Source organism: Mesorhizobium sp. M0276 (assembly GCF_040321755.1).
Lineage (GTDB): Bacteria > Pseudomonadota > Alphaproteobacteria > Rhizobiales > Rhizobiaceae > Mesorhizobium.
In genome coordinates, this window is the sequence record NZ_JAMYSC010000014.1 from 54385 (window position 1) to 78837 (window position 24453).

23 protein-coding genes and 1 pseudogene are annotated in these 24453 nt (G+C 62.5%); 13 read left to right on the forward strand and 11 right to left on the reverse strand.

Features of this window, described 5'->3' with window-relative positions; all coding sequences use genetic code 11:
• Nucleotides 1-20: 20 nt before the first annotated feature.
• Both NKJ01_RS13355 and NKJ01_RS13360 read left to right on the forward strand, forming a co-directional pair.
• Nucleotides 21-758 (forward strand): annotated as a pseudogene (locus NKJ01_RS13355) (dienelactone hydrolase family protein).
• A 308-nt stretch (nt 759-1066) separates the two neighbouring features.
• Nucleotides 1067-2245 carry a BaiN/RdsA family NAD(P)/FAD-dependent oxidoreductase gene (locus NKJ01_RS13360; protein WP_023757740.1) on the forward strand — a complete coding sequence of 393 codons (1179 nt, stop codon included), beginning with the start codon at nt 1067-1069 and terminating at the stop codon, nt 2243-2245.
• Nucleotides 2246-2272: 27 nt separating this feature from the next.
• Here the strand turns inward: NKJ01_RS13360 and NKJ01_RS13365 are convergent, their stop codons facing one another.
• Genes NKJ01_RS13365 through NKJ01_RS13390 form a run of 6 tightly spaced genes read right to left on the reverse strand, consistent with a single transcriptional unit; the run spans nt 2273 to nt 4597 of the window.
• The gene (locus NKJ01_RS13365; RefSeq protein ID WP_352728507.1) at nt 2273-2680 is read right to left on the reverse strand and encodes a DUF1801 domain-containing protein; all 408 of its coding nucleotides are present in this window, start codon (nt 2678-2680) and stop codon (nt 2273-2275) included.
• Nucleotides 2681-2722: 42 nt separating this feature from the next.
• A complete protein-coding gene (locus tag NKJ01_RS13370) occupies nt 2723-3115 on the reverse strand; it encodes a VOC family protein (protein ID WP_352728509.1) in 393 nt (130 codons plus the stop codon).
• Nucleotides 3116-3117: 2 nt separating this feature from the next.
• Nucleotides 3118-3585, reverse strand: coding sequence for a DUF1801 domain-containing protein (locus NKJ01_RS13375; RefSeq protein WP_352728511.1), 468 nt, complete (start codon nt 3583-3585; stop codon nt 3118-3120).
• 10 nt (nt 3586-3595) lie between these two features.
• Entirely contained in the window at nt 3596-3811 is a 216-nt protein-coding gene (locus NKJ01_RS13380; RefSeq protein WP_023757736.1) for a hypothetical protein, read from the reverse strand.
• A 55-nt stretch (nt 3812-3866) separates the two neighbouring features.
• Nucleotides 3867-4277: an SRPBCC family protein gene (locus NKJ01_RS13385; protein WP_023757735.1), complete on the reverse strand. Its 411-nt coding sequence runs from the start codon at nt 4275-4277 to the stop codon at nt 3867-3869.
• Nucleotides 4274-4597 (reverse strand): ArsR/SmtB family transcription factor, encoded by a 324-nt coding sequence (locus NKJ01_RS13390; RefSeq protein WP_023757734.1) that lies wholly within the window; start codon nt 4595-4597, stop codon nt 4274-4276. Before NKJ01_RS13390 ends, NKJ01_RS13385 begins: the two co-directional genes overlap by 4 nt.
• 153 nt (nt 4598-4750) lie before the next feature.
• Between NKJ01_RS13390 and NKJ01_RS13395 the strand changes: the two genes are divergently transcribed.
• The 3 genes from NKJ01_RS13395 to NKJ01_RS13405 all read left to right on the forward strand — a co-directional run bounded on the left by NKJ01_RS13395 (nt 4751) and on the right by NKJ01_RS13405 (nt 7946).
• Nucleotides 4751-5311 carry an RNA polymerase sigma factor gene (locus NKJ01_RS13395; protein ID WP_023757733.1) on the forward strand — a complete coding sequence of 187 codons (561 nt, stop codon included), beginning with the start codon at nt 4751-4753 and terminating at the stop codon, nt 5309-5311.
• A 2-nt stretch (nt 5312-5313) separates the two neighbouring features.
• Nucleotides 5314-7464, forward strand: a complete 2151-nt coding sequence (locus tag NKJ01_RS13400; protein ID WP_352728514.1) for a vWA domain-containing protein — start codon at nt 5314-5316, stop codon at nt 7462-7464.
• Between the two features lie 212 nt (nt 7465-7676).
• Nucleotides 7677-7946, forward strand: coding sequence for a hypothetical protein (locus NKJ01_RS13405; RefSeq protein WP_352728516.1), 270 nt, complete (start codon nt 7677-7679; stop codon nt 7944-7946).
• A 13-nt stretch (nt 7947-7959) separates the two neighbouring features.
• On the opposite strand, the gene bmt is transcribed toward NKJ01_RS13405, so the two are convergent.
• Together bmt and NKJ01_RS13415 are read right to left on the reverse strand one after the other, a co-directional pair.
• On the reverse strand, nt 7960-8982 hold the full coding sequence (bmt, locus tag NKJ01_RS13410; protein ID WP_352728518.1) for a betaine--homocysteine S-methyltransferase: 1023 nt from the start codon (nt 8980-8982) through the stop codon (nt 7960-7962).
• Nucleotides 8983-9099: 117 nt separating this feature from the next.
• Nucleotides 9100-9957 (reverse strand): helix-turn-helix domain-containing protein, encoded by an 858-nt coding sequence (locus NKJ01_RS13415; protein WP_023757729.1) that lies wholly within the window; start codon nt 9955-9957, stop codon nt 9100-9102.
• A 228-nt stretch (nt 9958-10185) separates the two neighbouring features.
• Here NKJ01_RS13415 and NKJ01_RS13420 point away from each other — a divergent pair, with 228 nt between their 5' ends.
• Nucleotides 10186-11196, forward strand: a complete 1011-nt coding sequence (locus NKJ01_RS13420) for a fatty acid desaturase (protein ID WP_352728521.1) — start codon at nt 10186-10188, stop codon at nt 11194-11196.
• Nucleotides 11197-11277: 81 nt separating this feature from the next.
• The gene (locus NKJ01_RS13425) at nt 11278-12105 is read left to right on the forward strand and encodes a phosphate/phosphite/phosphonate ABC transporter substrate-binding protein (RefSeq protein ID WP_352728523.1); all 828 of its coding nucleotides are present in this window, start codon (nt 11278-11280) and stop codon (nt 12103-12105) included.
• Here the strand turns inward: NKJ01_RS13425 and NKJ01_RS13430 are convergent.
• The 3 genes from NKJ01_RS13430 to NKJ01_RS13440 form a co-directional block, all read right to left on the reverse strand.
• The gene (locus tag NKJ01_RS13430) at nt 12070-13425 is read right to left on the reverse strand and encodes a M24 family metallopeptidase (protein WP_352728525.1); all 1356 of its coding nucleotides are present in this window, start codon (nt 13423-13425) and stop codon (nt 12070-12072) included. The two genes, NKJ01_RS13425 and NKJ01_RS13430, sit on opposite strands and share 36 nt — an antisense overlap.
• An 8-nt stretch (nt 13426-13433) precedes the next feature.
• Nucleotides 13434-16004, reverse strand: coding sequence for a GcvT family protein (locus tag NKJ01_RS13435; RefSeq protein WP_352728527.1), 2571 nt, complete (start codon nt 16002-16004; stop codon nt 13434-13436).
• 137 nt (nt 16005-16141) lie between these two features.
• Nucleotides 16142-17719 carry a trimethylamine methyltransferase family protein gene (locus NKJ01_RS13440; protein WP_352728529.1) on the reverse strand — a complete coding sequence of 526 codons (1578 nt, stop codon included), beginning with the start codon at nt 17717-17719 and terminating at the stop codon, nt 16142-16144.
• Nucleotides 17720-17962: 243 nt separating this feature from the next.
• On the opposite strand from NKJ01_RS13440, the gene NKJ01_RS13445 reads away from it, so the two are divergent.
• The 6 genes from NKJ01_RS13445 (at nt 17963) to NKJ01_RS13470 (ending at nt 24418) form a co-directional block, all read left to right on the forward strand.
• Entirely contained in the window at nt 17963-18106 is a 144-nt protein-coding gene (locus tag NKJ01_RS13445; protein ID WP_352604984.1) for a hypothetical protein, read from the forward strand.
• A gap of 95 nt (nt 18107-18201) precedes the next feature.
• Nucleotides 18202-19380 (forward strand): MFS transporter, encoded by a 1179-nt coding sequence (locus tag NKJ01_RS13450; RefSeq protein ID WP_352728531.1) that lies wholly within the window; start codon nt 18202-18204, stop codon nt 19378-19380.
• A gap of 61 nt (nt 19381-19441) precedes the next feature.
• Nucleotides 19442-21511, forward strand: coding sequence for a prolyl oligopeptidase family serine peptidase (locus NKJ01_RS13455; RefSeq protein ID WP_352728533.1), 2070 nt, complete (start codon nt 19442-19444; stop codon nt 21509-21511).
• A 291-nt stretch (nt 21512-21802) separates the two neighbouring features.
• Nucleotides 21803-23182, forward strand: a complete 1380-nt coding sequence (locus NKJ01_RS13460) for an aspartate aminotransferase family protein (protein WP_352728535.1) — start codon at nt 21803-21805, stop codon at nt 23180-23182.
• Between the two features lie 141 nt (nt 23183-23323).
• Complete coding sequence (locus NKJ01_RS13465) at nt 23324-23689, forward strand: hypothetical protein (protein ID WP_352728537.1); 366 nt, start codon at nt 23324-23326, stop codon at nt 23687-23689.
• Between the two features lie 81 nt (nt 23690-23770).
• On the forward strand, nt 23771-24418 hold the full coding sequence (locus NKJ01_RS13470) for a cytochrome c oxidase assembly factor Coa1 family protein (protein ID WP_352728539.1): 648 nt from the start codon (nt 23771-23773) through the stop codon (nt 24416-24418).
• The last annotated feature ends 35 nt before the right edge of the window (nt 24419-24453 follow it).

A 24453-nucleotide genomic window follows, 5' to 3' on the forward strand; every position in this document is an offset into this window, starting at 1 on the left:
CAACCGAACGGAGCCGGGCGATGACGAAACAACACCTTCACATCGAGACCAGGGATGGCGTTGCCAAGGCAGGGCTTTTCCGTTCGGCAAAGGCATCTTCGACCAAGGCCGGCGTCATTCTTTATCAGGACGCTTTCGGTCCGCGGCCGGCGCTCGTCAGCATGGCCGAGCGGCTGGCAATGAAGGTTATGCAGTGCTGGTGCCGGACCTGTTCTACCGAAATGCGCCTTACGGGCCGTTCGACGCCAAGACCGCCTTCGTCGAGGAAAACACCAAGGCAGCGCTGACGGCGCTGGTCAGTGGTACGACGCAGGAGATGACCATCCGCGACAGCGGTGCATTCCTCGACGCTCTGGCTGCTGAAGGCATCACTGGACGCATCGGCACCGTTGGCTATTTGCATGGGTGGCGGCCGGGCACTGAATGCCGCCGCGACCTATCCGGACAGGATAAGGGCCGCGGCGAGCTTCCACGGCGGCAATCTGGCCAGCGATGCCGCCGACAGCCCGCATCGCAAGGCAGCCTCCATCAAGGCGCGGGTCTATGTCGGCATGTCGGGTACCGACAGAAGTTTCCCGCCGGAACAGTCGGCACGACTGGCCGAGGCGCTCAGGGTGGCGGACGTCGACTACCTCATCGAGAACTACGTCGGCGTGGCGCATGGCTGGTGTGTGCCCGACCATAGCGCTTTCAATGCCGTAGGTGCGGAGCGCCACTGGAAGCGATTGACGGAGTTCTTCGCCGAGACGCTCGTCTAATGTCGGGATTCACTGCCAGGTCAGAAGATGACTATCTGCGCGCACCGTCATAGCGACGTGGCCTATTCCATTGATCGCACAGATCGCCCTGCGCGGAGCGCCATGCGATTACGACCGCACGACCGATGGAACGAAGAATGAGCGGCGGCGGCAGATGATTTTCACCTTGCCGCCGCTCCCAGGCAGCGCCTACTAGCTCTGCTCTTCCGCGGCTGTTCTTGCCTGTTGGCTGCCCGTCTCGTTCGCTGTATCAGGCAGCACAAATGGCGCGGCCCCGGATGAGCGGGTCGAGCGGGAACGAATAGCTGATGCAATCCTATGATGTCGTGATCATCGGCGCGGGTGCCGCCGGAATGATGTGCGCCGTGGAGACGGCCAAACGCGGCCGTTCGGTGCTGATCCTCGATCACGCGGCAATGCCTGGCGAAAAGATCCGCATCTCCGGCGGCGGCCGGTGCAATTTCACCAACATCCATGCCAGCCCGAAAAATTTTCTCTCGGGCAATCCACATTTCTGCATTTCGGCGCTCAGCCGCTACACACAGCGCGATTTCATCGCGCTCGTCCAACGCCACCGCATTGCCTACCACGAGAAGACGCTTGGGCAGTTGTTCTGCGACGGCTCCGCACGCCAGATCATCGACATGCTGGTCTCGGAAATGCAGGGCAGGGGCGTGGAGCTGGCACTGTCGACCAAGGTTGAGGATGTCCGCAAAACCGCCGAGGGGTTTATGCTCACCCTCTCCACGGGCACGGTCACTTGCCAGTCCGTTGTTGTGGCCTGTGGCGGCAAGTCGATCCCCAAGATGGGGGCGACCGGTTTCGGCTATGAGCTTGCGGAACGGTTTGGCCTTGCTGTTGTCGAAACGCGGCCGGCGCTGGTACCGCTGACCTTCGACGCCAACACGCTCGAGCGGTTGGCGCCCCTGGCTGGCAACGCCGTCGACGCGGAAGTCGCCTGCGGCAGCACGCGGTTCGCTGAAGCGATGCTGTTCACGCATCGCGGCGTCAGCGGACCGTCCATCCTGCAGATATCGTCCTATTGGCGCGAGGGCGATGAAATCCGCGTCGCCATGCTGCCGGGGATGGATGTGGCGGACCTCATTCGCGCCGCCAAGCACGGCAATGGACGGCAAGCGGTGCAGACAGTGCTGGCAAACCATCTGCCGAAGCGGCTTGCACAATCGATCGCTGAGCGAACCGGGCTCGACGGTAACCTCGCCGATCTTTCTGACGCCCAGATCAAAACCGTCGCCGCCGCGGTCAATGAATGGCGCATCAAGCCGGCCGGTTCAGAAGGCTACCGCACCGCCGAAGTGACGCTGGGCGGGGTCGACACCAACGGACTCGACCAGAAGACGATGCAGGCGAAATCCGTGCCGGGCCTGTTCTTCATCGGCGAAGTCGTCGATGTCACGGGTTGGCTGGGCGGCTATAATTTCCAATGGGCATGGTCGTCGGGCTGGGTGGCGGGGCAGGCAGCTTAGCGCCGATCCACGACGGGCTTGGTAGTTTTACTTCTGTGGCTTTGCTCCAGTAACCACCGGCGCCTTCTTCTTCTTTTTGGCCTGATTGTAGTCGATAGCGGCACGGACGAGCTCTTTCAGGGCATCCTCATCGAGCTTATCGCCCTCAAAGATGTCGATCGCCCGCCACACCTTGCCGCCAAAACCGTTGTTGAACAGCTTGTCTGGATCGGGCAGGCTGGCGCCATGGGAAAAGGTGAGCTTCACCTTATCCTTGTGCGCGTTGCCGACCACGATGTTCCCGTCGCGGCACCATACGGGGCTCCCCATCCACCTCCACTCCTCGACGATGTCCGGGTCGGCTGCAAGGATGGTCTTGCGGATGCCGGCGAGCGTCTCGCCGCGCCAGTCAGTGAGCCCGGCGATCAGTTGGTCGATCTGTTCGGATGGGCTCATTGTGTGCCTTCCTGTGTCTCGATGGGTTTCAACTGCCGCCTGCTACCAGCGCGCCAACTGAGTGATCTGAACGAGGTTGCCGCAGCCGTCGTTCAGCTGGGCGATCGTTGAACCCGTGACCTCGGTCGGCGCCATGGCGAATGCTGCGCCCTTCGCCTTGATGCGCTCGTAGTCGCCCTTGACGTCGTCGGTGAAGAACATAACCGCGGGCTGGCTCTGTTTGAAGATAGCTTCCTGATAGGCCTTGGCGGCCGGGTTGTCATTGAGCGCGAGCTGCAGCTCGGTCCCGTCGGGTTCTTCGGCAGATGCAACGGTCAGCCAGCGATAGGGCCCATTGCTGAAATCGGCTTTCTTGATAAAGCCGAGCACGTCGGTATAGAAGCGCAGAGCGTTTTCCTGGTTGTCCACGTACACGCTGGTCAGCTTGATCTTCATAGCTATTTCTCCTCTGTCGTATTCGGTCGCTGCGGGATCCAGCCGGGCAGGGCCGCGGCCTGTTTCACCCAGTCCGCCATCCGCGCCTCGTCGAACTGGTCTTCGCGGATGTCGATCCAGCGCACATCCTTGCTCTTTGCCGTGCCGCCGGGCGGGATCGGCCGCAATGACGTGCCGCTGAAGAAGGTCACCTTCACGTAATGGGTGAAGACATGGAACGACACGAACCAGCCCTGGCCCTCGATGCCGTAGAATGGCGAGTTCCATCGCACGGCCTTGCGCACGTCAGGCACGTTGCGCTGGATGAGTGCGTCGAGGCGCTCGCCTAGGCCGCGCTTCCAGCCCGGCATTGCGGCGATGTATGCCTGCACCGGGGCGTCGCCGTCGCCTTTGGCTATCTGCGGGTTGCCGCCCGACAGCAGGACCGGTGCGGCGCTGGCCTTGGTCGATTGTCCCGGCGTCTTGGCCATTCTGCCACTCCTATCCGCCCGCATGCTGCGCGCGGTTGGCGGCATAGGGCAGCACGAACATGTACAGACCGCTGAATAGCAGCAGGAAGAGCGGCAACAGTGGTGAGTAGACCACCCAAGCGGGAGGCTGCCCGAATGCCATGGTGACGAAGTTGGCGATGACGGTCAGCGTAAAGATGATCGACAGCCAGCGATGAATTTGCCGGATCCATTTGTTCCAGTCCAATGAGACCTCCCGTCAGGCGAGCCGAAGCGGACCAGCGATCCGCTTGCCGACAGTTTCAATCCAGCCGCGCCAGCACATCCTCCAGGGCCGTGAGGAACCTTTGCCAGCCTACCGTGGCGCCGCGGAAGTAAGGCTGCTGATCCGACCGGAAGCCCGTCTGCTCCATGCGCAGATGGGTCCCCTTGCTCGTAGCGGTAAGCGTCCAGGTGACCACGCTCTCGAGATCCTTGGTATCCCAGGTGTAGGATAGCGTCTTATTGGGCTCGACTGTCTGGACCTGACAGGTGACGCCGCCCCAGTCGGCGCTGAGATTGAACCGGTGGTCCACGACTGGCTTGAAGTTGTTCTTCATCAGCCACTCCTCGATCAGATGCGGTTGGGTGAGCGCGCGCCAGATCTTTTCCGCCGGATAAGGTATCTCGCGTTCGACGACGACGGAGCGCGTTTCGGTTGCAGTGTTGGTCATTGGTCCATTCTTTTGAGCAAATTTTCGAGGTCGTCGAACCGGCTCTGCCAGAACGCGTTCATCTGGTTCGTCCAATCGGTCAGTGGGGAAAGCGCTGCGAGCTGGGCGCTATAGTGGGTCTGCCGTCCCTCATGGCGATCGCGCACCAGCCCGGCCTGCCTGAGCAGACCGAGATGTTTCGACACCGCCGGCTGTGACACGCCGGATTGAGCCGTCAACGCCCCCACCGTCTGTTCACCCTCGCGGCACAGGCGCTCGAAGATCGCCCGACGCGTCGGATCGGAGAGCGTCCTGAAGAGGACATCATGAGCGTTGGTCATTGGATTGATAACTCACCAGCTATTGATTTGACGTATAACCGCCGAGATATAGATGTGTCAAGCGGGCGTTGATGGTCACGATCCGGCTGTTTCCAAAAAAATCTTTCCATTGCCCAAAGGAATCGCCATTAGCCTTCGTCCAACAGGCAAATGATGGCGATGATGCTGGATGAAAGCGAAGCCTCCGACGCCGAACTGATAGGGCGTGCGAAGGGCGGAGACAGGGGGGCCTTCGGCACATTGCTGGAAAGGCACTATGACTTCGTCTATCGCGCCGCCTATCGCTGGTGCGGCAAGAAGGCGGACGCCGAAGACATCGCCCAGGAAGTCTGCGTGCGGTTGGGCAAGGCGATCCGCGATTATCGCGGCGGCGGCGCCTTCACGACATGGCTCTATTCCGTGACGATGAACGCCGCGCGAGACATGATGCGCAAGACCGCGCGCGAGACTATCAAGACCGAGGCCTATGGCATCCATGCGCTGATCGCGGGCGAGGCTTCGGCGGAACCGGAAGACCCGGCCGATGCGCTTTGGGCAGCGGTGCGGCAATTGCCGGACAAGCAACGCGACGCGGTGCTGCTGGTCTATGGCGAAGGATTGAGCCACGCGGCCGCCGCCGAGGCGATGGCGATCTCGGAGACGACGGTTTCCTGGCACATCCATGAAGCGAAGAAACGGCTGAAGACGCTGATGCGCACGGCCGGGGAAGTGTGACCATGGTCGACGACAACGAACTCAAGAGACTGCGCGATATCGCGGCGCCGGCGCCGGGCGGGAGCGCGAAGGCCCGTGCCTTCGAAGCTGCTCTGCGCGCATACGATCAGGAAAATATTGCTGCTGTCACCCAAGGATCGGTGGGGGGGCTTCGTCTCACAGAGCGAGCACAAAAGCTCTGGAGCGAGATCATGCAAAAGAAACTCATTGCCACGCCGGCCCTTGCAGGGCTCGTCGCCCTGCCGATCGCCGGATACGCCACCTTCCATATGCTGAGGGAGCAGCCGCCCAAATTCGGCGGCGACGAGAAGATCAGCGAGACGCTGGCCGACAAGCCGACGACCCTGAAGCCGACGACCGCCGAGCCGAAGCCGGTTCGCACCGAGCTGGAGAAAGACAAGAAGGCCGACGCCGATGTGGAAAGCCGCGATGCCACCGATGCGCTCGTGGCGCCGGTCTCGCCGCCAAAATCCGAATCGACCGTTGCCGCCGGCGGTACGGCACAGCAGGAATCGGCGATTTCAAGTGGCGCTCCACGACAGGACGCGCTGGGAGGCGGCGTGCCGGCCGAACCCGTGCCACCGGCACCGACAGGTGAATTCGCGTTGGATGGCGCCGTAAGCGCACCCAGCACCTCTCGGGCCGCCCGCATGCCGGCCGAGTCCAAGCTGATGGTGCCGCAGCCGTCGACCTTGCCGGCCGACCAGGTGCAGCCGCAACAGGAAAACCGCGACCGCGTCGAGGATTTCAAGACCAATCCGGTGCATGCCGCGCTCGAGGACCCGGTCTCGACCTTCTCGATCGACGTCGACACGGCCTCCTATTCCTTCGTGCGCGGCTCGCTGAAACAGGGCACCCTGCCGCAGGCAGATACGGTGCGCGTCGAAGAGATGATCAACTACTTCCCCTATGACTGGAAGGGGCCGGATTCGGCCTCGACGCCATTCAACTCGACCGTCAGCGTGATGCCGACGCCATGGAACACGCACACCAGGCTGATGCATGTCGCCATCAAGGGGTTTGACGTCAAGCCGACCGAGCAGCCGAAGGCCAATCTGGTTTTCCTGATCGATGTCTCGGGCTCGATGGACGAGCCGGACAAGCTGCCGCTGCTCAAATCGGCTTTCCGGCTGCTGGTCAGCAAGCTGAAGGCGGACGACACCATCTCTATCGTCACCTACGCGGGTGACGCGGGCACAGTCCTGGAGCCCACTAAGGCGTCCGAAAAGGACAAGATTCTCCGTGCCATCGACAATTTGACGCCTGGCGGTAGCACGGCCGGCGAAGCGGGCATCAAGGAAGCCTACAGGTTGGCGCAAAAATCCTTCGTCAAGGACGGCGTCAACCGGGTGATGTTGGCTACCGACGGCGACTTCAATGTCGGCCAGAGCGACGACGATGATCTGAAGCGGCTGGTCGAGAGCGAGCGCAAGAGCGGTGTCTTTCTGTCGGTGTTCGGTTTCGGCCGCGGCAATCTGAACGACCAGATGATGCAGACCATCGCCCAGAACGGCAACGGCACCGCCGCCTATATCGACACGCTTGCCGAGGCAGAAAAGGTGCTGGTCGAGGATGCCTCCTCGACGCTGTTCACCATTGCCAAGGACGTGAAAATCCAGGTCGAGTTCAACCCGAACAAGGTCTCGGAATATCGCCTGATCGGCTATGAGACCCGGGCGTTGAACCGCGAGGATTTCAACAATGACCGCGTGGATGCCGGCGATATCGGTTCGGGCCATTCCGTCACCGCGATCTACGAGATCACGCCGAAAGGCAGCGGTGGCGAGCAGATCGATCCGCTGCGCTATGGCCAGGCGTCAGTGGACAATGGCGGCGTTGCCAATGCGGACGAATATGCCTTCGTCAAGATACGCTACAAGCTGCCCAATGAAGACGTCTCGAAGCTGATCACCACGCCGGTGACCTCGGCCAACGAGATTTCGTCCTTCGACCAGGCCAGCACCGACCAGCGCTTCTCCGTCGCCGTTGCCGCCTTCGGCCAGAAGCTGCGCGACGAGGATGCGACCGCGAAGTTCGGTTACGACAAGATCATGGAGATCGCCACTGCCGCTCGAGGAGCCGACCCGTTTGGGTACAGGTCCGAGTTCCTCTCGCTCGTGCGCCTTGCCTCGGCGCTGGGCGGTAACCGGTAGTGGTGATAACGGCCGGTTTCTTTCAGATGGGATCGTTCTGACAGGGGAACCGACCAACGGGCAGGTGAGGCAGGCCGGCGAGGGGTTCATTCCCTTGCCGGCCCTTTTTTGGGAAGTTTCCCGGGTCGTTAAATTGCGCAGCATTTCCGGTACCGGATCGCAACCTCCTCCTTGCTACACGGGATAGGTCTACGGGGCTTGAGGAGCCGGAATTGCAGATCAGGACTATCGCCAACTCGATACCGCCGGCAGGGGACGCCTCGGCGGTTCCATCTGCCCCGTCATCCGAATCCAGGCGCATCGGCGACGATGTCGCGCAGGCGCGCCACACCGCCATGTCGGCGCTGAACAACGACCGCTTCCGCATCATGCTGGAGCAGATCACCGATCCGACTTCATCCGGCGCGCTGATGACGATGCGCAGCGACAGTTTGGTCGATTTCAAGTCGGCGCAGTCGAGCTACGCCGACAACAGCGAGTAAAAGACCCACAGGATCAGGCGCGGCTGCGGCGGCGCTCGCGGCGGGCTTCACTGGTCTCGGCGGTGTTTTCCGTCGCCACCTTGTTGCGCATCGGACCGATGCGCTCGACAATCGCGGCAACCGTCGGACGATCCGCCTTGGTGTGGGCGTCGAGCGCCTTGCGCATCGCGGCAAGGTGCTGGAACGAGGTGCCGCAGCAGCCGCCTATGATTTTGGCGCCGCCATCGACGGCGAGCCTGACATAATCGGCCATCAGTTCGGGCGTGCCGGAATAATGGATTTCGGTGCCGCGGAATTCAGGAATACCGCAATTGCCCTTGACGATCACCGTCGCCTCCGGCTTCGCCTCGGTCATGTCGAGCAGCGAGGCCAGGATATCGGATGCTCCGACACCGCAATTGGCACCAACGCCGAGCGGCGCCTGCGACAACCCATCGGTGACGCCGTGGATATCCCTAGGCAGCAGACCCATCATAGTGCGGCCGGCGGTGTCGAAGGAGCCGGTGTAAGTGTAGGGCAGGCCGACGCGGATGGCAGCCTCGGCAGCGGCGCGGATCTCGTCGGGAGCCGACATCGTCTCGATCCAGGCAACTTCGGCGCCGCCGGCCTTGAGGCCCTCGATCTGCTCGGCGAAGGCGTCGACCGCCTCGTCATAGGTCATGGCACCAAGCGGCACCAGCAATTCGCCGGTCGGGCCGACCGAGCCGGCGACGATCACCTTGCGACCGGCCTTGTCGGCGACAGCGCGCGCGAGCTCGGCCGCGCGCTTGTTCAGCGCATGCGCGCGGTCCTGCGCATGGTGCAGCTTCAAGCGATGACGAGTGCCGCCGAAGGAGTTGGTCAGGATGATGTCGGCGCCGGCATCGACGAAATTCTGGTGCAGGCTGGTGATAGTGTCGGGCGCCGTCTCGTTCAGCAGTTCGGGCGCCTCGCCGGCCTCGAGCCCCATGGCGAACAGATTGGTGCCGGTGGCGCCATCGGCGAGCAGCACACCCTTTTCAGCCAACAGCGCATCGATCGGGTTGGTGGTCGTCATCGGATTGGCTCTCATGTTTCGAATTCGAATAAGGATATAAAGAAGTCTTTATGTGCAGTCAATGAAATAGCAGTGACGGCAGGATCCAGTCCGCCCATGGAATCATAATCCCGAGGCTCAGACAGTGCCTGATGGGAACGACATGCCGGCCAGTCTGTGCGCGAAGCCTGCCGCCTCGTGCGCGTTGATGTCGGCGGCGCGGATCAGATTGTCGAAATGCTGGATCAGCGTCTGGATCGGCTGCGTGGCGTTGAGCACCAGATACATGTCGCCGACATAAATGGCGGCACGATAGGGCCCGAAGATGGTGTAGGGGATCGAATAGCGCATCCGCCCGTCATAGAGAAACAGCCGGAATGCCGGATAGAGATCGTCGAGCAGGGTCGCCATGTGCAGCAGCTGGGCGCGCCGATCGGCTTCCGGGAAACGATCCCAGACGCCCAGCCCGCGCGCGAATATCTCCAGCGTATGGCGCGGCATGCAGACTTCCATGTCGGTTTCCGGCCGCCTGTTATAGTCGATGCGGTATTGCGTTTCGCCGGCCTGCGCCAGGCGGCTCTTGTTGGTGATGCCCGCTTCGTACTCGACCAGCGCTTCGGTGCGCAGGAGATCGGGAATGCCGGCCGGCACGTAGCGGATCTTGGTGCCGGCGGCCTCGGCATGCCATTTGGCCAGCAGCGTGCGATCGAAGCCATCGGGTGCCTCCTCGATCTCGAGGCTCTCGCGGATTTCGCCGGTGAGGCCCTCGTCCTGGCTGAGGCCGAGAAGCCAGTCGAGCGACACTTTGAACTCGGCAGCGATGTTGAGCAGCGTCTCGGCGCGAGGCAGGCGGGTCGAGGCGCCTGACAGCAACTGCGACAGCGCCGAGCGATCGATGCCGACCGCAGTCGCGAAAGCCGACTGATTGAGGTCGGAGCGTGTCAAGAGCATTTTCAGGCGTTCGCGAAAGATGGTCGACAGATCACGCTTGTCCATATCGGTGCTCCGGTCCGATTGAGGAAAAATTTGCGCCGAAGCGTCTTCGAGCGCTCCCTAGGCGTAAATGAATCCATAAGTCTGTTTACAATGTATAACATGTGCGGTCAAAAATGCGCAATCGCAACAGCTTGTGCACTTTGTCGCGTTGAGTCGAATCATTTCTCCTGACACAATGCTGTCAGGAACCAGTTGGGGTTCCGGCGACTGAGGGCAGTGGTCGATAGCATGACGGGCAAGAGCATCAGGCGACACAGCATACCGGCTATCGAATGGCCGACAGTGGCTCTCGCTTTCTTCTGTTACGCAACATGGCTAGCCGCTGGTTTCCTGCTCTGGCCATCGTACCCCATCCTCGCGCTCGCCGTCCTGGCCTTCACCGCCGCACTGCAATCCTCGATCATGCACGAAGTGCTGCACGGTCATCCGACGCGCAGCGCGCGGGTCAACGAAGCCTTCGTCTTCCTGCCGATCGGCCTGGTCTGGCCATTCCGACGCTTCAAGACCATACATCTGCGCCACCACGCCGACGAGCGGCTGACTGACCCGTTGGACGATCCGGAAAGCTATTATCAGGCGCTGTGGCAGCATGAAGAGCTGCCGCCGACGATGAGATCTCTGCTCAGGATCAACAACACCATGACCGGCCGTCTGGTGCTCGGCCCCTGGCTGTCCTGCATCGGTTTCTTCATCGACGATGCCAGGCAGATGATCGCTGGCGACAAGGTGGTCCGCAGAGCTTGGCTGCTGCACGCGATCGGGCTTGCCATCGTGGTGCCGATCGTCCAGTTCGGCTTCGGCATTCCGCTGTGGCTTTACATTCTCGTGCCGGTATGGCTCGGCCAGTCGCTGATTTCGATCCGCACGTTTGCCGAGCATCAATGGTCGGAACACCCGGAGGGCCGCACGGTGATCGTCGAGCGCTCGCCGCTGTCGTTCCTGTTCCTCAATAACAATCTGCATTTCATCCACCACAAGAGCCCGACAGTAGCCTGGTACCAGCTTCCAAAGCTGTTTCGCGACCGTCGCGACGAGTGGCTGCGGATGAACAATGGCTATGCCTATCCAAACTATTTCGCGCTGATCAAGGCCTATGCCTTCAAGGCGAAGGAGCCGGTCGTGCACCCGGTACTGCGGCGCCAAGCGGAGCCCGGCAGGGCGTTCAAGCCGCGCGTAAGGGCGCGCAGCATCAGCGGGCTTGGCAGCGCGCCGGTTCCCGCCGAGCCGCCCAAGGAATGAGTTTTGCGGCAGGCAGGTGCTGCCTGCTTGACTGGCTGGGATCGGTTCCCTTCAGTCCAGACATAGTGGTCAGATTCGGTCATGAGTGAATTGGTTGCTGCGTTGCCGATGTATGATTGGCCTGAAGTGCGCGCCCAGATAGACGCTCAATGGGCGGGATTGCGCGATGCATTCCGGCAAAAGGCCATCGACGCGCCGGAAACCATCGTGCGGCGCAATGGTGACCTGCCGCCGGTGCCGGGCGGCATTCACGATGCCAAGGGAGCACTGATCGCGTCCGACCCGGTGACATTGCCGCCGGACGAACTCGATTTTCACAGACTGTGGCTGCACCCGGCGCTGCTATTCGCGCAGACCTGCTGGGGGCCGATGGAGCTTGGCCTGTCCAGGCATGTGCAGGTGATCGGCCAGCCGAGCTACGACGGCTATGAAGGCGGGCAGGGCGAGCTCTACTCCAGCGCCATCGTCATGCTGGCGGATGGCGCGCCATCGGTTGCCTCGCCAGCTGACGGCGGCCCGCTGATCCCGCTCGATCGCATCCGCGGCAAGCGCTTCACCTTCAACAATCTCGATTCCATGTCCGGCCTGATCGGACTGACGCGCGACCTGGAGGCGATGGGCGAGAGCCTTGACCTCTTTGCCTCGCGCAGCAAAAGCGGCGGGCACCGTTCCTCGATCGTCGCAATTGCAGAGGGCAAGGCCGATGTCGCGGCCATCGACTGCGAGAGCTGGGTGCTGGCGCAGCGCTTCGAGCCGGCAGCACAAAAAGTAAGGGTCGTTGGCTGGACGAGACGGCGCAAGGGCCTGCCTTACATCACCGCCGCAACGACACCGGAAAAGACGGTAACCTCACTGCGCGAGGCGCTTGCCGGCCTACCCGAGCAACCGCTGGTCAAGCGGATAGGTTGAAAGCTGCTCGTTGCCGGTCTCAGTGATGAGGATCTGCTGCTCGATCTTCACGCCTTCGCGCCCGCCAAGCCTGCCGATATAGCTTTCGGCGCACAGCACCATTCCCGGTTCCAGCGCGCCATCCGGCGTATCCGACGTCCAGTCGCCGGCATGCGGCAAGGTCGGGTATTCGTCGGCCAGACCGACCCCGTGATAGAGCACGCCGTAACGAGCCGGGTAGCTGTCTCCCGGTGGCACCGCCGAGTGCTCGACGAGGTCGCGGAACGACATGCCGGGCTGCAACAATCGCGTGTTGTGCTCAATCTGGTCGGCCGCGATGCGGAACAGCTCGCGCTGTTCGTTGGTAGGCGTTGCGTCGCCGCATAGCCATGTGCGCGACAGGTCGGCGCAGAAGCCGTAGGGGCCGATCAGGTCGGTGTCGAAGGCGACGAGGTCGCCTGATACAATCTCGCGTGACGAGCATTCCTGGAACCACGGATTGGTGCGCGGACCCGACGTCAGCAGCCGTGTCTCGATCCATTCGCCCCCACGCGCAATGTTGCCGCGATGCAGTTCCGCCCATAGCTCGTTTTCGGAAATGCCAGGCTTCAGAGCCCGTTCCATCTCGCCCATTGCCGCCTCGCAGGCGACGATAGCGCGGCGCATGGCAAGGATTTCGTCCGGCGACTTGATCAGCCGCGCATTCTCCATCACCGCTTCACCATTGCCGATAGAGACGCCAAGGCGCGCGAGTTCGTCGATGCCTTCGCGGTTGATGTGATCGACGGCGATGCGGCTGTTGCCGCAGCCATGTTCCCTGACCAGATCGGCGATGTCGGCGGCCCAGCGGCGGACCTTTTGCTCCGTAAGCTCGCCGCTGTAGAGGTATATCCACGACACAGCGGGTCGAACCTCGTCGACGATGCCGGAATGATCGGACAGATGTTCGCAGGAGAAATAGTCGAAGAGCACCACCGGTCCGTCGGTGGCAACGAAGCAATGCCGCGTCGGATTGTGCGCCACCCACAATTGCATGTTGGTGCTGTCGGTGGCGTAGCGGATGTTGACGGGGTCGTAGAGCAGGACGCCGGCATAATCGCGGCGCTTCAGTTCAGCGCGGATGCGCTCCAGCCGGTATTGGCGCATGGCGAGCAGATCGGGAGCGGCAATGCCTGCCGCGGCCCATTCAGCCTCCGCCTGCGCGCCATAGCCCAGCACATGCTGGTTGAGCGCCGCCGCCTTCTGCCGGGAGGCGTCGCGCATCGCCTCGATCGAGCCCGGCTCGAACGGCATGATCTTGCGATGCCGGCCAAAGCTGCCCTTTGGCCCCGCGCTGTCCATGTCGAACCTCAGGTCCGCATCTTCTCGCCGCTCGGGTCGAAGGGCGCCTCGACATTGATGCGGGCCGGGCGCCGATGTCCGAGGATCTCGATCTCGAACACTCCGGCACTTTCGTCCTCGGCAAGAGCCGCCGGCACATAGCCCTGCGCCATCGACTTCTGGACATAATGAGCATAACCGCCTGAGGTGACCCAGCCGACCACGCGCCATTCGCCGTCGACGATGCCGCGCACGGCGGACGCACCTTCGGCAGCCTTGGAGCCGCGTATTTCCTTGCCGCCCTTGTCGAAACGCGGCGCGCCATAGCCATGCGGCTTTTCAACCGTGCCGTAATCCTTGCTGACCTTGGCCCAGATCGGCTCGTCGCCCATGACGTCAGCATCGGCGGCATCGACGATGAAGGAGACGCGCCGCAGTTTTGGTCCTTCTGCCTGTTCCTTGGCGGCTGCCTCGCGGCCGATGAAGTCGTTTTTCTCCAGTTTGATGAAGCGGTCCATCGCCCCTTCAAACGGTCCGTAGATCGGCCGCAACTCGCGGAACCAGGTCGGAAAATTCTTTTCCAGGCGCATGGAGAGCAGAGCCCGCATGCCGAAATCGACGAGGTCGAATTCCTCGCCGGCATCCTTGATCTGATGATAGACGAGGCGCTGGTACGCCGGCGCCATCCAGATCTCATAGCCGAGATCGCCGGTGTAGGTGATGCGGTTGACCAGGCACGGCGCGCCGCCGACCGCCATCTCGCGGAAATCCATGAAGCGGAAGGATTTGGTCGAGATGTCGACATCGACCAGCTTCTGTAGCAAATCCCGCGATTTCGGTCCGGCGATCGACAGGCCGACCAGCGTCTGGTCGAAGCGGTGGATGCGCACCGACCCGTCCTTCGGCAAATGCTTCTCGAACCAGCGCATGTGGTATTTCTGCGCCGCCGATGAGCCCCAGATCATGAAGCGGTCTTCAGCGGCCTTGGCGATGGTGAAGTCGCCGATCAGCTTGCCGAATTCGTTGAGCATCGGCGTCAGCACGATGCGGCCGGTCTTCGGCATGCGGTTGGTCATCAGCCGGTTGAGGAAGTTCTCAGCCGCCGGTCCCGACACTTCGTATTTGGCGAAGTTGGCGATCTCGGTGACGCCGACGCGCTCACGCGTGGCGCGCACTTCCTCGCCGATCGGATCAAAGTCGTTGGAGCGGTGGAATGAGACGATATCCCTGGGCTCCTGGCCTTTCGGTGCGAACCAGAGCGGTGTCTCGAGACCCCAGGAGTCACCCATGACGGCGTTGTTGGCCAGCATGGTGTCGTAGAGCGGCGTTGTCTGCGCCGGGCGTGCGGCCGGCAGTTCCTCATTGGGGAAGCGGATGGAGAAGCGGCGCGAATAGTTTTCGCGCACCTTGGCGTTGGTGTAGCGCAAGCCGGCCCATTCGCCGAAGCGTGTGACATCCATGCCCCATACGTCGAAGCCGGGATCGCCATGAACCATCCAGTTCGACAGCGCCAAGCCGACGCCGCCCCCCTGGCTGAAACCGGCCATGACGGCGCAGGCGCACCAGAAATTGGTCAGGCCCTGCACTGGGCCGACCAGCGGGTTGCCGTCCAGCGCGAAGGTGAAGGGACCGTTGATGATCTGCTTGATGCCGGCCTTCTCGATGCCGGGGAAATGCTTGAAGCCGATTTCCAGCGACGGCGCGATGCGGTCGAGGTCGGGCGGCAGCAATTCGTGGCCGAAATCCCACGGCGTGTTGACCGGCGACCACGGCTTGCAGGCCTTCTCATAGGTGCCGAGCAGGATACCGTTGCGCTCCTGGCGCGTGTAGATCTCGCCCTTGAAGTCGAGCACGCCGATCATCTCGCGGCCGGTCGATTTGTTGAATTCCTCGACCTCCGGCATCGGCTCGGTCAGGAGATACATGTGCTCCATGGCCAGCACGGGCAGTTCGACACCGACCATGCGGCCGATCTCGCGCGCCCACAGGCCGCCGCAATTGACGACATGCTCGGCCTTCACCGTGCCCTGTTCGGTGACGACATTCCAGGTGCCGTCGACCTCCTGCGTCAGTTCGACGACGCGGTTGCGCAGCACGATCTCGGCGCCGAGTTTCTTGGCCGCCTTGGAATAGGCGATCGTCGTGCCGGACGGATCGAGATGGCCTTCGACCGGATCCCACATGGCGCCGACGAAATTGGTCTCGTCCATCAGCGGGAACATCGCCTTGGCTTCGGACGGAGTGATCAGTTCGGTGTCCATGCCGAGATAGCGACCCTTGGCGTGGGCAAGGCGCAGGAAGTCCATGCGCTCGGGCGTATCGGCCATCATCACGCCGCCGGTCAGGTGCAGCGAGCAGGACTGGCCTGATATTTCCTCGATCTCCTTGTAGAGCTGCACCGTATAGGCCTGCAGCTTGGCGACGTTGGGATCGCCGTTCAGCGTGTGGAAGCCGCCCGCGGCGTGCCAGGACGAGCCGGAGGTAAGCTCCGAGCGCTCGATCAGCATGATGTCGGTCCAGCCGGCCTTGGCCAGGTGATAGAGAACCGAGCAGCCGACGACGCCGCCGCCGATCACAACCGCTTTTACATGAGATTTCATCTAGATAGGTCCGTTTTTGAAGAGGTTGAATCGAGAGGGAGCGGCGTGCGCCCTTCCTCTACCCCGTCGATTGGGGGAGAGGTGTCGAGCGCAGCTCGACGGAGTTGGGGTCGACTGTTCATCAACAACACAGACGATCAAAAATCGGTTGGCGCGCCGCCCTCGGACCGGCGCTTGGCGACGAAGGCGTTGAGTTCCTCGCGGATGGCCGGGTCCATGTAGGGCTCTTCGTAGGACGCAAGCCGTTCCTTCCAGACTTTGTTGGCCTTTTCGAGCGCTGTCGGCGAGCCGGCTTCCGCCCAGGTCTCGTAATTGCGCCAGTCGGACAGGATCGGCGAGTAGAAGGCGGTCTTGTAGCGATCCTGCGTGTGCTGGGTGCCGAAGAAATGGCCGCCGGGACCGACCGACTGGATGGCGTCGAAGCCGAGCGCCTCTTCGGAAAGGTCGAGCGGGGTCAGGAATTCGGCCACCATCTGCAGCAGGTCGATGTCCAGAATGGTCTTCTCGTAAGAGCAGCGCAGGCCGCCCTCGAGCCAGCCGGCGGCATGCATCATCAGATTGCCGCCGCCCTGGATGGCGCCCCACAGAGAGAACACGCTTTCATAAGCGGCCTGCGCGTCAACCGTGTTGGCGGCGCAGGTGTTGGAGGTCCGGTAGGGGATGTTGTAGCGGCGGGCGAGCTGGCCGCCGACGAGCTGCGCCTTCATGTATTCCGGCGTGCCGAAGGCCGGTGAACCGGACTTCATGTCGACATTGGAGGTGAAGCCGCCATAGCCGACCGGCGCGCCCTTGCGCACCATCTGGGCGAAGGCGATGCCGGACAGTGCCTCGGCGTTCTGCTGCACCAGCGCGCCGGCGATGGTGACCGGCGCCATGGCACCCGACAGGGTGAATGGCGTCACGACGACGACCTGGCCCTTGCTCGACATCTGGATGATGCCTTCCATCATCGGCACATCGAGCTTGAGCGGCGAATTGGTGTTGATGATGGTGAAGACGGACGGCTCTTCGAGCAGCTGCTCGGGGCTGATGCCGCGCGCGATCCTGGCGATCTCGATGCCGTCCACATTGCGCTCCTTGCCGAGCGAATAGATGTGGAACACCTTGTCGGTGAGCACGCTGAGATCGCGGATGCATTCGAGGTGGCGCACGGACGGATGGATATCGGTCGGCTCGACCGGATAGCCACCCGTGCAGTTCAGGATGTTGTGCATCTGCGCAAGCTTGAGGAAGTTGCGGTAGTCCTGCTGATTGCCGGGCCGGCGGCCATGATCGAGGTCGGAGCAATTGGGCGCCGACGCCATCATCGAGATGATCACATTGTTGCCGCCGAAGCGCACATTGTGCGCCGGATTACGGGCATGGATGGTGAATTCCGACGGGCAGTGCGACACCAGATCCAGGATCATGTCGCTGTCGAAGCGCACCCGCTCTGAGCCGTCGCGCACGTCGGCGCCGTGCGCCTTCATGATGCGGCGGGCTTCGTCATGCAGAACGTCGACGCCGATTTCCCGCAGCACGCGCAACGAAGCGAGGTGGATCGACTCCAGCTCGTCGTCGGAGACCAGCCTGGTCGGCGCCAGCGGGTTTTTCAGTTGGCGGAAAGCCGGCTGCTCGAACGCGGCCGAGCCGCCGGCGCGCTTTCCGGCGCGGCCGCCGCGGCGGGCGCGGTCGGTGGCCAATGCCGGTTCTGCTGGTTGTAAGGCGGCGGTCATGGCGGTCCTCATAGGATGCGGTAGCGGGCGGCATAATGGACCGGCGGCTGTCCAGCCATTGCGGAGGCGGCGACCACTAGGGCTAGGGAAGCGACATACCGGAACGGCAGTTGCGCGGCCCAAATGCGTTGCCCCGTTGGCGCAAGCGTATTTCGCTTTCCGGCCCTTCCGTTCTCCGGATCGAACCAGTAGCTAGTTGCGCTTGCTGGCCGGATGGCCAGCGCAATTCATTTGGACAGCAGCATGGTCGCGACCGGCTCGAGCGAAAGCGAAGCGACAACGCAATGGCCAGCGCTTGCCGGCCTCACCGCGGCACTTGCCATGTTCGGCGCGGCGCAAGGGGTGGCGGTGCGGCTGGTCGGTGCACGCGTGCGCCGCGCCGCCTGACAGACATCGTACGGAGCAAAGCGGTTTTCGCCCTCCGGGGACTTACCACCACGTAACTAATCGATAATCCTGCAACCCCGATAGCGGTGCGGACAATGAACCTGGCGGAATCGAACGACGAGACGATGCAGTGGGCTGGTATCACCGGCGTGATCGCGACCGTATCTGTGTTCGCCATCGCGCAGGGCCTGTCCTATCCGCTGCTGAGTTTCATCCTGCAGCGCCAGGGCGTTTCTCCGGCGATGATCGGCCTTTCGGCGGCGATGACGCCGATCGGCTTCATCGTGTCGTCGCCATTGATCCCGTCGCTGGCGTGGCGGTTCGGGGCAGGGCGCACGGCGCTCATTTGTGCCGCGCTTTCCGCGGTTGTGCTGGCGCTTATCGGCTGGACGCAGAATGTTTATCTCTGGTTTCCACTGCGCTTCCTGATCGGCGTCGTCACCAATCCGCCTTACGTGCTGAGCGAGATCTGGGTGATCGCGCTGGCGCCGCCGGCGCGACGCGGTCGCGTCATGGGCGTTTACTCGACGATCATCTCGGCCGGTTTCGCGGCTGGCCCGCTGTGCCTGCTTGCCGTCGGCACGGAGGGCTGGCCGCCATTCCTCGTCGGCATTTTTGCCTTCGTGCTGTGCGGCATCTTCCTGGCCTCGGTGCTGCCGCGCTTGCCCAAGGTCGACGAGGCCGGGCATCAGGTTTCGGTGCTTGGCTTCGTGCCGCTGGCCTGGCTGCTTTTGTTTGCCGTCATCGTGGCTGCCGGCTTCGAACAGGGCGCGCTGGCCTTGTTGCCAGTCTACGGCACCCATCACGGCATCACTGAGACCCGCATGTCGGCGCTGCTGTCGGTAATGATCGCCGGCAACATCGCCATGCAGGTGCCGCTCGGACTGCTGGCGGAAAGGCTTTCTGCGCGCCTGGTGCGGCTTGCCTGTGTTGCGCTGACGGTGCTCGGCTGCGTGCTTCTGCCGCTGCTCATCGAGACGCCGCTGATCTGGCCGATGATTTTCGTCTGGGGTGCTGTTTCCTACGGCATCTACACGATGTCGATCATCGAGCTCGGCGAGCGCTTCACAGGCTCGACACTGGTCGCCGGCAACGCAGCATTCTCCTTGATGTGGGGCGTCGGCGGCATCGCCGTGCCGCCGCTGGCGGGCGGCGCTATGGATATTTTGGGCGCCGGCGGGCTGCCGATCACGCTCGGCCTGATGTGCCTGGCGCTGGCCATCGCGAGCCTGGCTGGCCGGCGGAAAGCCTCAATTGTGCGCCGAACATATTGAATATCGGACATGGCATATCGATGTTGGCAATCCCCAATGCGACGCGTTTATCGGAGACCTCATGACCAAGCCCATCCAAAAACCAGGATCCGCCACCGAGACCAACGATCCGTTTCTCTGGCTGGAAGACAGGACAGCCGCGCAGTCGCTTGACTGGGTGCATCGCCAGAACGAGGTCACAGTTGGCGAGCTGCAGGGTGATCCGTCCTATCAGGTTTCGTTCCAGACCGCGCTCGACCTGATGACGGCCGAAGACAACATCGCAGTCGGCGCAGCACTCAAAGGCCATGTCTACAATTTCTGGCAGGACAAGACCAATGTGCTCGGCCTCTGGCGCCGCACGACGGTTGCTTCCTACAAAACCGAAAAACCCGACTGGGAAACGATCATCGACTTCGACCAGCTTGCGGCGAAAGAGGGGATCAAATGGGTGTTCGGAGGCGCAAGCCGACTCTATCCGGACTTCAATCGCTGTCTGGTGAGTATGTCGCCCGATGGCGGCGACGCCAGCGAGATGCGCGAATTCGACATCGAAACGAAATCCTTCGTGGAAGGTGGGTTTCGCGCGCCCGCATCCAAGTCGGGTTTCAGCTGGCTGGACAAGGACACGGTCATCGTTTCGGCGGCGTTCGAGGAGGCCGACAAGACTGAGTCCGGTTATCCGCGCGTGATCAAGCTCTGGAAGCGGGGCACGAAGCTCAAAGACGCGACACCGATCTTCGAGGCGCAGAAAGAGGATCTCGCCGTTGGCGCAGCTGTCGAGTTCGACGGCGACAGGCGCTATTTGATACTGGCCCGGACGCTGAATTTCTTCGCTTCGCACATCTTCCTGAGGCTGCCTTCCGGCGAAAACAGACGTCTGCCGCTGCCGGATGACATGACCGACACCGCGATCTTCAGGGATCAGCTCGTCTTCGGCCTGCGCAGCCCGTGGACGGCGCCCGATGGCACGTTGTGCAAGCCTGATGGCCTCTATTCGCTGGATCTGGCGCTCTGGGTCGAGACCGCTACGCTCGGTCCGGTGGAAACCGTGTTGGAGCCGGCATATCGGGTGTCCATCGCCGGCATTGCCCGCACGCAGGACCGGCTGTTCATCAACCTGATGGACAATGTGCGCGGCAAGGTCGTCGTCTGCGAGCGCAAGGAGGGCGGCTGGTCGCTGAAACCGGTCGCGTTGCCCGAAAACGGCAATGTAGGCATCAGCCATGCCGAGCAGTTCGGGTCGAGTGTGTCGTTCTCCTTCACCGATTTCCTGACGCCGAGCTCGATCATCTGGTCGGACGACAATGGCGAGACACTAGCAACCGTGAAGTCGCAGCCGGCGCGTTTCGATGCCTCGCCGCTGATCTCGGAACAGTTCGAGGCGCGCTCGAAGGACGGCACGATGATCCCTTATTTCGTCGTCAGGCGGCGCGACCAGAAAGGCCCGGTGCCGACGCTGCTCTATGGCTATGGGGGCTTCGAAGTGCCGTTGCTGCCCGGCTATGCCGGCGTGCGCGGCAGGCTGTGGCTGGAGAAGGGCAACGCCTATGTGCAGGCCTGCATTCGCGGCGGCGGCGAATTTGGCCCGGCCTGGCATCAGGCGGCGCTCAAGGGCAATCGCCAGAACGGCTTCGACGATTTTGCGGCAGTAGCACAGGACGTCGTCAAACGCGGTATCGCCACGGCTGCTTCGCTCGGCATCCAAGGCGGTTCGAATGGCGGCCTGCTGACGGGCGTTTCCCTGACGCAGCGCCCCGAACTGTTCGGCGCCGTCATCATCGAAGTGCCGCTGCTCGACATGCTGCGCTACACCGAATTGCCGCCGGGTGCTTCCTGGATGGCCGAATATGGCGACCCGTCGAAACCCGAAGACGCGAAGTGGCTTGCCGCCTATTCGCCCTACCAGCATATCGATGCCGGAGCTGCCTATCCGCCGGTGCTGCTGACCACCTCGACCGCCGACGACCGTGTCCATCCCGGCCATGCGCGGAAGATGGCCGCCCGCCTGCAGCAAGCCGGCCATGCGAGGACTCTATTCTTCGAGGAGACCGAGGGCGGGCATGGCGGCCGCGGCGACCGCCGGCCGCAGGCGGCGCAGACGGCGATGAAATATGTCTTCCTCCAAAGGGCGCTGGGTGGAACGGCATAGACGGCGGATTTTGATGCAGTTCCCGAGGAAGAGCACTACGCACTTTCCTCGGGGAAAACCGTTTCACACTTTTCCCGAAATTGCTCTAAGGTGCCATCCATGGCTCTCGAAGGGACATTGGCTGGCGCATTTGGGCTTCGCGCATTGCGGGTCGCGGTGACACCGTCACCGCGCACGCTGCGCGCCGAGCTTTTGCGGCTGTGCGCTCGCATCGGTTATTCGCCACCTGTCTGCCTCTGACGCATTCACCCCGGCTTGGGCCGGATAGAATCCAGAGGAAAGATCAGATCCATGACTTATCAGAATTATTCGCTGAAGCAGCTTCAGCAGATCGATGCCGCGCATCATCTGCATCCGTTCACCGATCACAGGGAACTGCGCGAAGTCGGCTCGCGTATCATCACCCGCGCCAATGGGCCGTTCATCTATGATTCCGAGGGGGCTGAAATCCTCGACGGCATGGCCGGGCTGTGGTGCGTGAACGTCGGCTATGGGCGCGACGAACTGGCCGAGGCAGCCTATGCCCAGATGAAGGAGCTGCCCTACTACAACTCCTTCTTCAAATGTTCGACGCCGACGCCGGTGCTGTTGTCACAAAAACTGGCGGAAATCGCACCGAAGAACGTCAGCCAGGTGTTCTACGGTTCGTCCGGTTCGGAAGCCAACGACACGGCGCTGCGCCTTGTGCGCCATTACTGGGTGTTGGAAGGCAAGCCGGAGAAGAACCGCATCATCTCGCGCAAGATGGCCTATCACGGCTCGACCGTTGCCGGCACCTCGCTCGGCGGGATGGATGCCATGCACAAGCAGCTCGGCGGCGCGGTGCCCAACATCGTCCATGTGATGATGCCCTATGCCTATGAGCTGGCGCTGCCGGGCGAGAGCGATCATGATTTCGGCCTGCGCGCGGCCGGAGCTGTCGAGGATGCGATCCTCGAAGCCGGCGCCGACAAGGTTGCCGCCTTCATCGGCGAGCCTGTCATGGGAGCAGGCGGTGTGAAAATACCGCCGGTCAGCTATTGGCCGGAGGTGCAGCGCATCTGCCGCAAATATGATGTCCTGCTGATGCTGGATGAGGTCATCACCGGCTATGGCCGCACCGGCGAATGGTTCGCCGCGCAGACGCTCGGCATCGAGCCGGACACCATCACCACGGCCAAGGCCCTGACCTCCGGCTATCAGCCGCTGTCGGCATTGTTGGTCGGCGACCGCATAGCCTCGACGCTGGTCGAGAAGGGCGGCGAGTTCAATCACGGCTACACCTATTCCGGCCACCCGGTGGCCTGCGCTGTGGCGTTGAAGAACCTCGAGATCATCGAGCGGGAAGGGCTGGTCGACCGCGTCCGGAACGATACCGGTGCTTATTTCGCCAAGGCGTTGCAGGAGCGCATTGCCGAGCATGATCTGGTCGGCGAGGTGCGTTCGATCGGGCTGATGGGCGCGATCGAGATCGTAAAGGACAAGGCAACCAAGGAGCGCTTTCTTCCGGCTGGAAGTGCGGCGGTGACCGTGCGCGACCACGCCATCGCGCACGGCATGATGCTGCGCGCCACCGGCGACACGATGATCCTGTCGCCGCCGCTGATCTGGACCCGCGATACGATCGACATGGCCTGCGAGCGCATCTCGAAGGCGCTGGATCTGGCGCAAGCCGATCTGCGCAAGCGGTAGGGCTCGACCTCCAACCAGGCATTCCTCGGCAGGAGCGCCCGGTCTCGACAACATGATCAAGCGGCGAGTGAACGAATTCCATCCCGATCGCGTAGTGTGTGGGGCAGCGGCTGATTCGGCCGCCACAAGGGGTTTGTTTGGATGAGAAAGATCGGCAAGAGCCGACGGACGCAAGAAGCGGCCAGCATCGGCGGTGATCTGATGCTGGCGCCGCTGGTGGCGATGATGCGGCTGCCTCTGATGGCCATGGATGGCGGGAGCAGCCAGCCATGGGGCACGGAGACGGCGCGTGCGGTAAACGAGAAGACCGCCGCCATGGCCCAAGGCGCGTTTGCGGCGCAAATGTCTTTCCTGCAGTCGGCATCGCGGTTCTGGCCGGAAGTCTTTTCCGGCCGCACGCCGTCGCTGTTCAACGGTGTTGCGGCGGAACGCTCGATTAGCGCTGCGCTGAAGCCGGCAAGCCGTGCCGTGAAGGCGAATTTTCGCCGACTGTCCAACAAGACCTGATCGAGTTGCAGACCTTTGATTTTGCGCATCGAGGAGTGCATGCGCTAGAACCAGTCGGTGCAGTTACCGATGGGGGACACGATGGCCGGACAACCGCTCAACCAGCCGGCTGAAATTCCAGCCGAACTCGACCGTTGGAACTGGGGCGCCTTCTTTCTCAACTGGATCTGGGGCATCGGCAACAGCACCTTCATCGCGCTGCTGGCGCTGATCCCGTTCGTCAATATCGTCATGATCATCGTGCTGGGCGCACGAGGCAGTCGCTGGGCGTGGCGGAACCGCGCCTGGCGCGACGCGGAACAGTTTCGCAAGACGCAACGCAACTGGGCAATCGCCGGCGTTGTCGTGTGGGTGGTCGGGATCGGCGGTTGTGCGACGATGGTCGGCAGCATCCCCTACGTCCTGAAAGGCAGCGATGCCTACCGCATGACCATGGACAGACTTCGCGCCGACGATCGCGTGAAGGCCGCGCTCGGTAATGATGTGGCGGCCGACAGTTTCTGGGTCGGTGGCCATCTCAATATCAATGCGAATGGTTCTGGTGACGCCCAGTTCAGCATTCCGGTCCACGGCGCCAAGGGCAAGGGCACTGCCTACTCAACCGCAGTCCGCGCTGCCGGCACGTGGAGCCTGCGCCTGCTGGTCGTCAGGCTCGAGGGGGCCGATGCACCGATCGTGCTGATCAACGAAGATCATGTCCCGATCCCGAATGCGGCAATCGGAATATAAAAACCAGACTGTGCGGATAAACTGGCTGAAACACA